This is a genomic window from Rathayibacter sp. PhB179 (genome assembly GCF_004345345.1).
Classification (GTDB): domain Bacteria; phylum Actinomycetota; class Actinomycetes; order Actinomycetales; family Microbacteriaceae; genus Rathayibacter; species Rathayibacter festucae.
In genome coordinates, this window is record NZ_SLVD01000004.1 from 388,460 (window position 1) to 401,292 (window position 12,833).

Here is a 12,833-nt window from a genome sequence, read left to right on the forward strand (position 1 = left end):
CGTTCTGACGACGTCGGGTCTCGATACGCCCCTGCGCGGCTACTCGACCAGCATGCGGTCCGCACAACATCAGCTGAGAGCAGGGTCCCTCGCCCGTCAGCGGAGGCCACCCCTTCTCAGCTGATGTTGTGCAGCGCCGCAGGCTCTTCATGCTGATCGAGTAGCCCGCGCAGCGGGCGTATCGAGATCCACCGTCACCGAGACATCGGTGTTGCAGTCCCACCGTGCAAGCGACGCCGAGTCTCGATACGCCCCTGCGGGGCTACTCGACCAGCATGCAGGGCGTCCTCCGCTGATCAGGCGACCCCGGGAATGCACGAACGGCCGGCCCCCGTGGGGAGCCGGCCGTCGGTCGTGCAGTGTCCCTACAGCCCCTGCGCGAGGCGGTAGTACGCCGCGTTCGAGCGGATGTCGGCCTCGAAGCCGCGGAGGGTGGTCGACTCGTCGATGACGAGGAGCTCGACGCCGGCGATGCGGGCGAAGTCCTCCCACGCCTCCAGGCCGATCTGCGTCGTCATGACGGTGTGGTGCGCGGCGCCGGCCGTGATCCAGGCCGCGGCGCTGGTGCCGAAGTCGGGGGCGGGCTGCCAGACGGCGCGGCCGACCGGGAGGTGCGGCAGCGTCTGCGGCGGCTCGACGGTGGTCACCTTGTTCGCGACCAGGCGGAAGCGCTCGCGCACGTCGCTCAGCGCGACGACGACCGCGTCGCCGGCGTCGGCGGTGAAGACCAGGCGCACCGGGTCCTCGCGGCCGCCGATGCCCAGCGGGTGGATCTCGAGCGACGCGCGCTTCGACGACAGCGACGGCGACACCTCGAGCATGTGCGCGCCGAGGATGAGCTCCTCGCCGGGCGTCATGTCGTAGGTGTAGTCCTCCATCAGGCTGGTGCCGCCGGGCAGGCCGGCGCCCATCACCGCGGCGATGCGGATGAGGACGGCGGTCTTCCAGTCGCCCTCGCCGCCGAAGCCGTAGCCGTCGGCCATCAGGCGCTGCACGGCGAGACCCGGGAGCTGACGCAGCCCGCCGAGGTCCTCGAAGCTGTCGGTGAACGCCTCGAAGCCGCCCTCCTCCAGGAACGAGCGCAGGCCGATCTCGACCGCCGCGCCGTAGCGGAGCGACTCGTGGCGCTCGCCGCCGGGGAGCAGCTCGGGCACCACGTCGTAGCTCTCGACGTACTCCGCGACCAGCGCGTCGATGTCGGCGTCCGTCGCCGCGTCCACGCGCTCGACGAGCTCGTTCACCCCCCAGGTGTTGACGCTGACGCCGAGGCGGATCTCGGCCTCGGTCTTGTCACCCTCGGTGACGGCGACGTTGCGCATGTTGTCGCCGAAGCGGGCGACCTTCATGCTCTGCGAGGCCGACCAGCCGGCCGCGGCGCGCGACCAGATGCCGATCGACTCGGTGACCCGGGAGTCGCTCGCGTGGCCGACGACCGTCTTCCGCGGCACGCTCATCCGGCTGAGGATGTAGCCGTGCTCGCGGTCGCCGTGCGCGGCCTGGTTGAGGTTCATGAAGTCGAAGTCGATGTCCTGCCACGGCAGGGCGACGTTCGCCTGGGTGTGGAAGTGCAGCAGCGGCTTGGCGAGCGCGTCGAAGCCGTGGATCCACATCTTCGAGGGGCTGAAGGTGTGCATCCAGGTGATGACGCCCACGACGGAGTCGTCGGAGTTCGCCTCGATCATCGTGCGGCGGATCGCGTCGGAGCTCTTCAGCACCGGCTTCCACTCGACGGTGACGGGGATGTCGCTGGACTCGTTCAGCTGCGCGACGACGGCCTGCGACTGCTCGGCGACCTGGCGGAGGGTGTCCTCGCCGTAGAGGTCCTGGCTGCCGGTGAGGAACCAGACGGTGCGGGTCGCGAGGTCGGGGATGATGCTGCGGGTCATGCGAGTGCTCCGGTGGGGTTCTGTCCGTAGACGTTCTGGTAGCGGTCGAACAGGGCGTCGATCGACTCCTGCGGGATGGGGACGAGCTCGCCGCCCTGGCGCGCGATGTGCACGGTGCGGGCGACGTCCTCGGTCATCACCGCGGCCTTGACGGCGTCCTTCGCGTCCTTGCCGATGGTGAAGACGCCGTGGTTCTGCATCAGGACGGCGCGCGAGCGGTGCCCGGTGAGCGTCGAGACGACGCCGCGGCCGATCGAGTCGTCGCCGATGATCGCGAACGGGCCGAGCGGGATCTCGCCGCCGAACTCGTCCGCCATCGCGGTGATGACGCAGGGGATCGCCTCGGCGCGGGCCGCCCAGGCGGTGGCGTAGGTGGAGTGCGTGTGCACCTGGCCGCCGACCTCGGGCATCTCGCGGTAGACGTAGGCGTGCGCGGCGGTGTCGCTGGAGGGGCTGCGCTCGGAGCCGAGGCTGCCCGGCACGACGGTGCCGTCGAGGTCGCAGAGGATCATGTTCTCGGGCGCGAGGTCGTCGTAGGAGACGCCGCTCGGCTTGATCACGAAGAGGTCGGCGCCGGGCACGCGGCCGGAGATGTTGCCGCCGGTCCAGATGACGAGGCCGTAGCGGACGAGCTCGGCGTGCAGGCGGGCGACGTCCTCGCGGACGCGGGCGATCGCCGCCTCGACCTCGGGGCCGAACCCGGCGGGCGCAGCGGTGGTGCTGTCGGTCATGCGGTGTCTCCTTGCGTGGTGAGGGTGTCGACGGCCGTCTGCTCGACGGCGAGGCCGGCGCGGTAGCGCTCGAGGTAGGCGGTGAAGCCGGCGACGTCGGCGCGGTCGGGCGCCACCGTCTCGAAGCCGGCGTCGCCGAAGACCTGCTCGGTCAGGTAGGAGTCGAGGGTCGTCCCCTCCTGCAGGCGGAAGGCGGCGAGCACCGCCATGCCCCAGGGGCCGCCCTCGGAGGCGGTCGCGGCGACCGAGACGGGGGCGTCGAGCGCTCCGGCGAGGAAGCGCTGGGCGACTCCGGCCGTGCGGAACATGCCGCCGTGGGCGAACATCTCGTCGATCACGACGCCCTCGCCGGCCAGCACGCGCATGCCGAGCGCGAGCGTGCCGAACACGCCGTAGAGCTGCGCGCGCATGAAGTTGGCCAGCGTGAGGCGGGAGTCGGGGGTGCGCACGACGAGCGGGCGGCCCTCGACGAGCCCGGCGATCGGCTCGCCCGCGAGGTGGTTGTAGGCGAGGAGCCCGCCCGCGTCGGCCTCGCCGGCCAGCGCCTCCGCGAAGAGGGTGCCGTAGACGGCGTCGCTGTCGGAGGGTCCGCCCGAGGCCGCGGCGAACCGCGAGAACAGGCCGACCCAGGTGGCGAGCTCGCTCGCGCCGTTGTTGCAGTGCACCATCGCGACGAGGTCGCCGGCCGGAGTGGCGACCAGGTCGAGCTCGTGGTGCACGCTCTCGAGCGGGCGCTCCAGGACGACCATCGCGAAGATGCTCGTGCCGGCGCTGACGTTGCCGGTGCGCGGGGCGACGGAGTTGGTGGCGACCATGCCGGTGCCGGCGTCGCCCTCGGGCGGGCAGAACGGGGCGCCGGCCTGGAGCGCGCCGGTCGGGTCGAGCAGGAGCGCGCCCTCGGCGGTGAGCTCGCCGGCCGCGGCGCCCGCGGGGAGGACGGCGGGCAGCAGCTCGCGCAGCGGCGGCAGGGTGCCGGCGACGCGGGCGTCGTAGCGCTCGAGGACGGTCTCGTCGTAGTCCCGGGTCGCCGGGTCGGTGGGGACCATGCCGGAGGCGTCGCCGACGCCGAGGACCTTCTCGCCGGTGAGGCGCCAGTGCACGTAGCCCGCGAGGGTGGTGAGGAAGTCGATCCTCTCGACGTGCGGCTCGGAGTCGAGGACCGCCTGGTGCAGGTGCGCGAGCGACCAGCGCAGCGGGATGTTCGCGCCGAACAGCTCGGTCAGCTCGGCCGACGCGGGGCCGGTGCTGGTGTTGCGCCAGGTGCGGAACGGGACGAGGAGCTCACCCTCCGCGTCGAAGGCGAGGTAGCCGTGCATCATCGCGGAGACGCCGAGCGCCCCGACCGTGGTGAGGCGCGCGCCGTGGCGCTTCTCGGCGTCGGCGACGAGGTCGGCGTAGGCGGCCTGGAGCCCCTCGTGCACGGCGTCGAGCGAGTACGTCCAGCGGCGGTCGACGAGCCGGTTCTCCCACTCGTGGCTGCCGACGGCGAGGACCACGGACGGGTCGGCCGCGTCCACGAGGCAGGCCTTGATGCGGGTGGAGCCGAGCTCGATCCCGAGGGCGGTCGCGCCGCTCGTGATCGCCTCGGCGGGGGGCCGTCGCTGGTCCATTGCACTCCTCGCTGAGGGCCATGTGACCGTTCACAAAGCCACGGGCCAGCGTAGGCGAAGGCGCGCGCCGTCGGCAAGCGCGGGGCGCGGTCGGCGGGTCTCGCTGCGCCGCTGCGCGGCTGCTCGACCAGCATGTGGCGCGCGATCTCCATGCTGGTCGAGTAGCGCCCGCAGGGCGCGAGCTTCATGTTGGTCGAGTAGCGCCCGCAGGGCGCGTATCGAGACCCGCCATCCGCCGGACCCCCGCCTCAGACCGCCCGTGTCGAGTCCCGCTCCACCAGCACCGGCGGCACCGGCCGGTCGACGGCGGCCGGCTCGCCGCGCAGCTCCGCCAGCACCACGCCGATCGTGCGGCGGCCGACCTCGGCGAAGTCCTGCCGGATCGTCGTCAGCGGCGGCCGGTAGTGCGCGGCCTCGGGCACGTCGTCGAAGCCGACGACACTCAGGTCCTCGGGCGCGCGCACGCCGCGGTCCGCGCAGGCGTGCAGCAGCCCGAGCGCCATCTGGTCGTTCCCGGCGACCACCGCGGTGAGGTCGGCGACCTCGTCGAGCAGCCGCAGCCCCGCCCGGTATCCGGACTCCGCCGTCCAGTCGCCGCCGATCACCGCGGCCGGCTCCAGCCCCGCCTCCGCCATCCGCGCGGTGAACCCGTCGAGGCGGGCGTGCGCCTCCACCCAGTGCTGCGGGCCGGCGAGGTGGGCGATCCGGGTGTGGCCGAGCGCGAGGAGGTGCTCGGCGGCGAGCCGCGCACCCGCGGCCTGGTCGACGAGGAGCCGCGGGTCGGCCCCGCGCCCCGCCGCGCCGAGGGTGACGAACGGCACTCCGATCGCGAGGCTCTCGATCGCCTCGAGCGCGCGCTCCTGCGGCGCGAGCACGACGATCGCCTCGACCGCCTCGCGCTGGAGGTGCTCGAGCGCGGCGGCCAGCGACTCCGCGTCGGGCGCCGCGTTGACCACCGGCACCCGGTAGCCGGCGTCGCGCGCGGCCTGCTCGATCGCGGCCATCGCCGTGGCGGTGCCGTAGAAGCTGTGGCTCTCGGCGGCGAGGATGCCGATCAGCCCGGAGCGGCCGGCCGCGAGAGCCCGGGCTGCGGCGCTGCGCCGGAAGCCGAGGTCGTCGATGGCCGCGAGCACCTTGTCGCGGGTGCGCGGCCGGACCTGCGGGCTGTCGTTGAGCACGCGCGACACCGTCTGGTACGAGACGCCCGCGCTGACCGCGACGTCGCGGATCGTCGGCTGTCTCGGCATGGGGTCACCGTAGCGCCCGGCGCTCGCGGCCGTCGTGGCCCACCGTGCTGGTCGAGCAGCCCCGCAGCGGCCTCCGCATGCTGGTCGAGCAGCCCCGGAGCGGCCTCCGCATGCTGGCCGAGCAGCCCCGCAGGCGCCCCTGCATGCTGGTCGAGCAGCCCCGCAGGGGCGTATCGAGACCCGCCGTCCTCAGCAGGACAGGTCTGCAGACTCGTCTTCTGGCGCTGGTGGATCTCGATACGCCCGCTGCGCGGGCTACTCGATCAGCATGGGGTTCCCCCACTTCCCCGAGGCGATTTCTCCCGTCCGCTCGGCAGAACATCAGCCGAGAGCGTCCGTCATCGCCCATCGGCGACGAGAACCACTCCTGGCTGATGTTCTGCGCGGCCTCCGTCCCGTCGCCCTCGTCCAGCCCCGCTCGCTACGGTGACGCTGAGGATTCACTCACGCAGTCAGGAGCCGGACGTGGAGAACCAGCAGATCGCGGCACTCGTCGCCCTCGTCGTCGCCATCGCGGTGGTCGGATCGGTCATCGCGACCGTCCTGCGGATGCGCGCGGGTGCACCGGGAGCGCGCCCGGCCTCACGGGACGGCGGCTCGACCGCCGCGACGGGCGACGGCACCTCGAGCGGATCGGACACCCGCGACGGCCGTGCCGACGACGGCGGCTCCCCGGACGGCGGCTCGCCGGACAGCGGAGGCTCCGACGGCGGCGGCGGCGGGGGCGGCGACTGAGCCACGGCACCGCCCACCGATTCTGGAGGCCCGCCCCACTTCCGGCTCGCGCAATCACATCCGGCCCGCTGGATCCGCTGATCTCCGCGAGCCGAGGCTCGTTTCCCGTGCCGGAGGGCGACGGGTCCGATCTCCGGCTCGCTGAGTCAGCTCCGGCTCGCGGGATCTGCTGGTTTCCGCGAGCCGAGGCCCGTTCCACGTGCCGGACGTGATGGGTCCGATCTCCGGCTCGCGAAGTCACCTCCGGCTCGCCGAATCTTCTGGTTTCCGCGTGCCGACGGTCGTCCCGCGTGCCGGAGACGACGCCGGCCACGCCGGGCTCGCGGACGCGCCGCCGCGTCAGTGCTGGTGCAGGACCGCCCAGGCGAGCAGCGAGTCCAGCCGCCGGATGTCGGCTCCGCGCCCGAGCTTCACCTTGATGTGCCCGGCCCGCGTCCACAGCTCGACCTCGGAGTTGAGGTCGAACGTGCCCGCGTTCTCGCTCGACCACATGTTGATCGAGCTGTACGGCAGCGAGTAGATCTCGACCTTCTTGCCGGTCAGCCCCTGGGCGTCGCGCACGATGAGCCGCTTCGTGGTGAAGGTGGCGGAGTCGCGGAGCGTGCGGAACGACGCGACCGCCTTCTCCCCTTCCACCAGGAGGGAGTCGACGTCGGCGGGGACCGGGATCTCCTGCGCGAGGGTCCAGGTGAGCAGCGGTGCAGTGTCCATCGCACCACCCTGGCCGAGCGGAGCCGCGACCGCATCCGTCGCTCGCCGGAGTGCCCAGGCTCCGCTGATCCCCGCGGGAGATGCTGGGGCATGCCCCTCGCCGTCCCCGACGCCCTCGTCCCGCTCGCCCTGCGCCTGGCCCGCGCCAACCGCACGTTCGTCAGCGCGGACGGCGCTCGCCGCCGGATCCGCGAGAACGCCCTCCGCCCGGCCCGCTACGGCCCGCCCCCGCGACTGCGACCCGGAGTGCGCGTCGACGTCGAGCAGGTCGGCGGCTGGCCGGTCTACACGATCCGCCCGCGGCGGATCCGCGGCGGGGTCGTCTACGCCCACGGCGGCGGCTGGGTCAACGAGATCGCGCCGCAGCACTGGTGGCTGGCGGCGCGCATCGCCGACGAGGCCTCTGCGGCGGTCACCCTGCCGATCTACCCGCTGGTCCCGTTCGGCACCGCCCTCGAGGCGCGCGACGGCGTCCGTGCGCTGGTGCACCGGAGTCTCGACCGGTACGGCGCGACGGCGCTCGCCGGCGACTCCGCGGGCGGCCAGATCGCTCTGTCGACGGCCCTCGCCCTCCGCGACGAGGGCGTCGTCCTGCCGCTGACCACGCTGATCTCGCCCGCGCTCGATCTCTCCTGGAGCAACCCGCGCATCCCGGAGGTGCAGCCGAGCGATCCGTGGCTCGGCACGCAGGGCGGCCGCGTGCTCGCCGAGCAGTGGCGCGGCGAGCTCGATCTGCTCGACCCGATCGTCAGTCCGCTCTTCGGCGACCTCGCCGGCCTCGGACCGCTGAGCGTCTACACCGGCACCCGCGACGTCCTGAACCCCGACGCGCACGTCCTCGCCGAGAAGGCGGCGGCGGCCGGTGTGCCGTTCGAGCTGCACGAGGCGGTCGGCCAGCTGCACGTGTACCCGCTGGTGCCGACCCGCGCGGGCCGGGAGGCGCAGCACGACCTTGTCGACGGACTCCGGTCGGCGCTCTGACCCCTGACGCGACCTCGGGCTCGCGGAAGCGCCTCCGGCTCGCGAGAATCCCGTGATTCCGCGAGCCGGAGCTGCTTCTGCGTGCCGGAAGACGCCGCGGCGACCTCGGGCTCGCGGAAGCACCTTCGGCTCGTGGAAACGGGCCGATTCTGCGTGCCGAGGCTCGTTCCGCGTGCCGGAGGATGCGGAAGCGACGTCGGGCTCGCGGAAACACCTTCGGCTCGTCGAAACGCCGCGAATGAGCGTGCCGGAGCTCGTTCCGCGAGCCGGAGTTCATCTCTGTCAGCCGGACGGCCCGATCGGCCCCCGGGACCCCGCACCCGACGGCGCTCAGGACCCCGCTCGCCGGCCGGTCACACCCCGCCGCCGTGCACAACGAAGGCTGGAAGCCCCGAATCCGTCGAGAAACGGTCGGATCGGCCCTTCCAGCCTTAGTTGTGCGCGGATTCCCGCCGAGACCTACGCGCCCCAGCTCGACTGCGTGCCGCCGACGCGCTCCTCCGCGATGGCCTGCGCGTGCCCGGACGCCGCATAGGCCGCCATCGGGTCGGCCGGCAGCCCGCGCTCCGAGCGCCAGGCCGCGAGGGCGGGGCGGACGTCGGAGTAGAAGGCGTCCATGAAGATCCCGTTCGCGCCGAGCACGTCGCCCGCGAGCTGCGCCTCCTCGAGGGCCGCGCGGTCGACGAGCAGCGCGCGCGCCGTCATCTCCTGCACGTTGAGCACCGAGCGGATCTGGCCGGGGATCTTGTCCTCGACATTGTGGCACTGGTCGAGCATGAAGGCGACGGGCGAGTCCGGGCCGTAGCCGCCTCCGCGCACCACCTCGTAGAGGATGCGGAAGAGCTGGAACGGGTCGGCCGCTCCGACGATCAGGTCGTCGTCGGCGTAGAAGCGCGAGTTGAAGTCGAACGAGCCGAGCTTCCCGAGGCGCAGCAGCTGGGCGACGATGAACTCGATGTTGGTGCCCGGCGCGTGGTGTCCGGTGTCGAGGCAGACCAGCGCGCGGTCGCCGAGCGCGGCGACGTGGGCGTAGGAGGTGCCCCAGTCCGGAACATCGGTGTGGTAGAACGCGGGCTCGAAGAACTTGTACTCCAGGACGAGGCGCTGCTCGGTGCCGAGGCGCTCGTAGATCGCGGCGAGCGAGTCGGCGAGGCGGTCCTGGCGGCCGCGGATGTCCTGCTGGCCCGGGTAGTTCGAGCCGTCGGCGAGCCAGATCTTGAGGTCGCGCGAGCCGGTCGCGTCCATGATGTCGATGCAGGCGAGGTGGTGGTCGATCGCCTTCTGGCGGATCACCGGGTCGGAGTGCGTGAGCGAGCCGAACTTGTAGTCGTCGTCCTGGAAGGTGTTCGAGTTGATCGTGCCCAGCGCGACGCCCTTCGACGCGGCGAACTCGCTCAGCGCCGCGTAGTCGTCCACCTTGTCCCACGGGATGTGCAGCGCGACGCTCGGCGCGAGGCCGGTCAGCTCGTTGACCTTCGCCGCGTCCGAGATCTTCTCCTCGATGGTCCGCGGGGTGCCCGGCGTGCTGAACACCTTGAAGCGGGTGCCGGAGTTGCCGAACGCCCAGGAGGGCAGTTCGATCGCCTGCTGCTCGAGCTGGCGGAGGATGTCGGGGCTGAGGTCGGTCACGGCGGGGTCCTTCTGTGCGGGGCGATCCGGCCGTGCGGCGGACGCCGACCGGGCGGCACCGTATGAATCGTTTCACAGCGCCGTGGGCCGAGCGTATCGCTCCGCTTCCCGGGCTGTCAAAGGCCTGCAGAGAGGGGGCACGCCTGCGGTGCCGCCGGATGAGATGATTCCCGGATCGCGCGCAGCCCTGCGACCCGCGACGACCCGAGGAGACGATGTGCCGTCCATCAGTGTCCGCGAGGTCGCCGCTCGCGCCGGAGTCTCGGTCGGCACCGTCTCGAACGTGCTGAACCGCCCGGAGAAGGTGGGCGCCGAGTCCGTCCGCCGCGTGCAGTCCGCGATCGCCGAGCTCGGCTTCGTCCGCAACGACGCGGCCCGCCAGCTCCGCGCGGGCCGCAGCCGCAGCATCGGCCTCGTCGTGCTCGACGCAGGCAACCCGTTCTTCGCCGAGCTCGCCCGCGGAGCCCAGGCCCGCGCCGCCGAGGCGGGGCTCTCCGTGCTCCTCGCGAGCACAGACGCCGAGGCCGACCGCGAGGACTCCTACCTCGACCTCTTCGAGGAGCAGCGGGTGAGCGGGGTGCTGATCTCGCCGCAGGGGGAGGGATCGGCGCGGCTCGACCGGCTCCGGGCGCACGGCATCCCCTGCGTGCTGGTCGACCGGGAGTCGGGGGACAGCGCGTTCTCGTCGGTCGCGGTCGACGACGTCGCCGGCGGGCGGCTCGCGGTCGAGCACCTGCTCGGGCTCGGGCGGCGCCGGATCGCGGTGGTCGGCGGGCCGGAGTCGATCCGCCAGGTCGCGGACCGGTTCGCAGGCGCGCGCGAGGCCGTGACGGCGGTGCCGAGCGCGACGCTCGAGGTGCTGCCGACGCCGGGGCTCACCGTGCTGGACGGCCGGGCCGCGGGCCGGGCGCTCGCCGAGCGCGCTCCCGCCGATCGCCCGGACGCCGTCTTCTGCGCGAACGACCTGCTCGCCGTCGGCGTGCTGCAGGGGTTGATGCTGCTGGGCGAGGTGCGGGTGCCGGAGGACGTGGCGCTGATCGGCTACGACGACATCGCCTTCGCGACCGCGACCATCGTGCCGCTGTCGAGCATCCGCCAGCCCAGCGCCCTGATCGGCGCGACCGCCGTCGAGCTCCTCCTCGAGTCCGAGCCCCGCCAGGTCGTCTTCCAGCCCGAGCTCGTCGTCCGCGCCTCGACCTCCGGCTGACCCTCCCGTCTGCCTCTCCCCGCGAGATGCCACTTGTGCACGCTTTCCTCGGCGTGTCGCGTACTCAAGTGGCATCTCGCGGAGACGGGCAGAACGGGGGACCTCCGCCCGGAGGCTGAGCGCGCTGGTAGCGTTTAGTGGGCCGGGTCCAAGAAACGCGGCTTCCCCCTCCTGACGAAAGCCGCCATGACTCTGCGCCGTTCCGCCCTCGCCGCCCTCGCGGCCTCCGCCCTCTTGCTGACCGGCTGCACCGCCGCGTCCGACGGCGACGCCGGGGGAGACTCCAGCACCCCGGTCGCCGACGGCGTCCTCACCTACGCGACCGGCGACGCCGAGCCCACCTGCCTCGACCCGCACGTCGGCGGCAACTACCCGCAGGCGCTGCTCGCGACCCAGGTCCTGGAGTCGCTCGTCTCGCGCAGCGACGACGGCACGATCACCCCGTGGCTCGCGGAGTCGTGGACCGTCTCGGAGGACGCGCTCAGCTACGACTTCACCCTCCGCGAGGGCCTGACCTTCACCGACGGCACCCCGCTCGACGCCGACGCGGTCGCCGCGAACATCGAGCACCTGCAGGACCCGGCGACCAAGTCCTCCACCGGCTACCTCGCCGTCGCGAAGGTCGAGTCGGTCACCGCCGTCTCGCCGACCGTCGCCCGCTTCACCCTCAGCGCCCCCGACAGCGCGCTGCTCGAGTCGCTCTCGCAGCCGTGGACCGCGATCGAGTCGCCCACCGGCATCGCCCGCGGCGAGGAGGCGAACTGCGAGGCGCCCGTCGGCACCGGTCCGTTCACGGTGACGGAGTGGGTCAAGCAGGACCACGTGACCCTCACCCGCAACGACGACTACGACGCCGCCACGGGCCCGACCGGCGAGGGCCACGACGGCCCCGCCTACCTCTCCAGCATCACCTGGCGCTTCATCCCCGACTCCGCCACCCGCTACGCGGCACTGCAGGCGGGCGAGGTGGACGTGATCGACAACGCCCAGCCCGACACGCTCGCGGCCGCCACCGACGCCTCCGACCTGGTCGAGATCGACGCGCCCCGCCCCGGCTCGGTGAACCGCCTCGAGCTCAACTCGGGCCAGGCGCCGTTCGACGACCAGAGCGTCCGCGAGGCGTTCATCCGCGCCGTCGGCGTCAACGACGCCATCGACTCCCTCTTCTTCGGCACCGCCGAGCGCTCGTACTCGCCGCTGTCGAGCAGCGAGGCGACCGCCTACTCCGATCCGTCGCTCTTCGAGGACGCCGGCTCGGACGACGAGATCGCCGCCGCGGAGGACCTCCTCACGACCGCGGGCTGGGTCGACTCCGACGGCGACGGGATCCGCGAGAAGGACGGCGCGCCGCTCGTCCTGCGCCTCCCAGTCAGCACCAACCAGTCGATCCCGGCCGAGCAGTCGCTGTTCGAGCAGATCCAGGCGTCGGCGAAGGTCGCCGGCTTCGACGTGCAGATCAGCCTGCTCGACCTCTCCAGCTGGTACACCGCGCTCGCGGCGAACGAGTACGAGCTGGTCAGCGCCCCGTACACGAAGGTCGGACCGGACGTCCTGCGCACGCTCTACGCGTCCTCCGGCATCACCCCGGCGCCGAGCGGCTACTTCGCCAACCACGCCCAGGTGAACGACCCCGCCCTCGACGCCCTGCTCGAGCAGGCGAGCGCGACCGTCGACGAGACCGAGCGCGCCGACCTCTACTCGCAGGCCCAGCGGATCGTGCTCGAGGGCTACTGGATCCTGCCGCTCTACGACCAGCAGAACCACTACCTGCACCGCTCGGCCGTCCAGGGCGTCGCCGCCCTGGCCACCGTCTCGACCCCCTGGTTCGCGGACGCCTGGCTCTGACCGCGCAGGGCACCCCTGCCGATCGAGGAGCGGCGCAGCCGCCGCCCTGCCGATCGAGGGGCGGCGCAGCCCCCCCATGCTGGTCGAGTAGCCGCGCAGCGGCGTATCGAGACCCGCCGTGTCCAGCAGGGTGGATCTCGATACGCCCGCTCCGCGGGCTACTCGATCAGCATGGTTCGCACGCCGGTCGAGCAGCGGCGCAACCTCCTCCACGCTGGTGAAGGAGCGGTGCAGCCTCCTCCTTCATGCTG

Annotated in this window: 10 protein-coding genes; 4 read left to right on the plus strand and 6 right to left on the minus strand. The window is 72.6% G+C overall.

Translation table 11 applies throughout. The annotated features are described in order from the left end of the window. Positions 1-365 precede the first annotated feature (365 nt). From araA to EDF43_RS11265, 4 genes are all read right to left on the minus strand, one after another. Positions 366-1,886, minus strand: coding sequence for an L-arabinose isomerase (gene araA, locus EDF43_RS11250; RefSeq protein ID WP_132436904.1), 1,521 nt, complete (start codon positions 1,884-1,886; stop codon positions 366-368). After that, entirely contained in the window at positions 1,883-2,617 is a 735-nt protein-coding gene (locus tag EDF43_RS11255; RefSeq protein ID WP_123446858.1) for an L-ribulose-5-phosphate 4-epimerase, read from the minus strand. Before EDF43_RS11255 ends, araA begins: the two co-directional genes overlap by 4 nt. Next, positions 2,614-4,227 (minus strand): FGGY-family carbohydrate kinase, encoded by a 1,614-nt coding sequence (locus EDF43_RS11260; protein WP_132436906.1) that lies wholly within the window; start codon positions 4,225-4,227, stop codon positions 2,614-2,616. Before EDF43_RS11260 ends, EDF43_RS11255 begins: the two co-directional genes overlap by 4 nt. Before the next feature lie 248 nt (positions 4,228-4,475). Further along, on the minus strand, positions 4,476-5,474 hold the full coding sequence (locus tag EDF43_RS11265) for a substrate-binding domain-containing protein (protein WP_132436908.1): 999 nt from the start codon (positions 5,472-5,474) through the stop codon (positions 4,476-4,478). A 465-nt stretch (positions 5,475-5,939) separates the two neighbouring features. Here EDF43_RS11265 and EDF43_RS11270 point away from each other — a divergent pair, with 465 nt between their 5' ends. Then, positions 5,940-6,209 carry a hypothetical protein gene (locus tag EDF43_RS11270; protein ID WP_123736320.1) on the plus strand — a complete coding sequence of 90 codons (270 nt, stop codon included), beginning with the start codon at positions 5,940-5,942 and terminating at the stop codon, positions 6,207-6,209. 339 nt (positions 6,210-6,548) lie between these two features. Here EDF43_RS11270 and EDF43_RS11275 read toward each other — a convergent pair whose 3' ends face one another. Further along, the gene (locus EDF43_RS11275; RefSeq protein ID WP_123446854.1) at positions 6,549-6,920 is read right to left on the minus strand and encodes a PH domain-containing protein; all 372 of its coding nucleotides are present in this window, start codon (positions 6,918-6,920) and stop codon (positions 6,549-6,551) included. Between the two features lie 90 nt (positions 6,921-7,010). On the opposite strand from EDF43_RS11275, the gene EDF43_RS11280 reads away from it, so the two are divergent. Continuing rightward, positions 7,011-7,901: an alpha/beta hydrolase fold domain-containing protein gene (locus tag EDF43_RS11280; RefSeq protein WP_132436910.1), complete on the plus strand. Its 891-nt coding sequence runs from the start codon at positions 7,011-7,013 to the stop codon at positions 7,899-7,901. A gap of 459 nt (positions 7,902-8,360) precedes the next feature. Here EDF43_RS11280 and rhaI read toward each other — a convergent pair whose 3' ends face one another. After that, entirely contained in the window at positions 8,361-9,530 is a 1,170-nt protein-coding gene (gene rhaI / locus EDF43_RS11285) for an L-rhamnose isomerase (protein WP_132436912.1), read from the minus strand. A gap of 217 nt (positions 9,531-9,747) precedes the next feature. Between rhaI and EDF43_RS11290 the strand changes: the two genes are divergently transcribed. Both EDF43_RS11290 and EDF43_RS11295 read left to right on the plus strand, forming a co-directional pair. Beyond that, a complete protein-coding gene (locus EDF43_RS11290) occupies positions 9,748-10,737 on the plus strand; it encodes a LacI family DNA-binding transcriptional regulator (RefSeq protein ID WP_243646281.1) in 990 nt (329 codons plus the stop codon). 186 nt (positions 10,738-10,923) lie between these two features. After that, positions 10,924-12,582: an ABC transporter substrate-binding protein gene (locus EDF43_RS11295; protein WP_132436916.1), complete on the plus strand. Its 1,659-nt coding sequence runs from the start codon at positions 10,924-10,926 to the stop codon at positions 12,580-12,582. Positions 12,583-12,833: the final 251 nt, after the last annotated feature.

Excerpts from the sequence above, each read along its gene's own strand:
- araA (WP_132436904.1), bottom strand. The coding sequence starts at position 1,886 with ATGACCCGCAGCATCATCCCCGACCTCGCGACCCGCACCGTCTGGTTC.
- EDF43_RS11255 (WP_123446858.1), bottom strand. The coding sequence starts at position 2,617 with ATGACCGACAGCACCACCGCTGCGCCCGCCGGGTTCGGCCCCGAGGTC.
- EDF43_RS11260 (WP_132436906.1), bottom strand. The coding sequence starts at position 4,227 with ATGGACCAGCGACGGCCCCCCGCCGAGGCGATCACGAGCGGCGCGACC.
- EDF43_RS11265 (WP_132436908.1), bottom strand. The coding sequence starts at position 5,474 with ATGCCGAGACAGCCGACGATCCGCGACGTCGCGGTCAGCGCGGGCGTC.
- EDF43_RS11275 (WP_123446854.1), bottom strand. The coding sequence starts at position 6,920 with ATGGACACTGCACCGCTGCTCACCTGGACCCTCGCGCAGGAGATCCCG.
- EDF43_RS11280 (WP_132436910.1), top strand. The coding sequence starts at position 7,011 with ATGCCCCTCGCCGTCCCCGACGCCCTCGTCCCGCTCGCCCTGCGCCTG.
- EDF43_RS11295 (WP_132436916.1), top strand. The coding sequence starts at position 10,924 with ATGACTCTGCGCCGTTCCGCCCTCGCCGCCCTCGCGGCCTCCGCCCTC.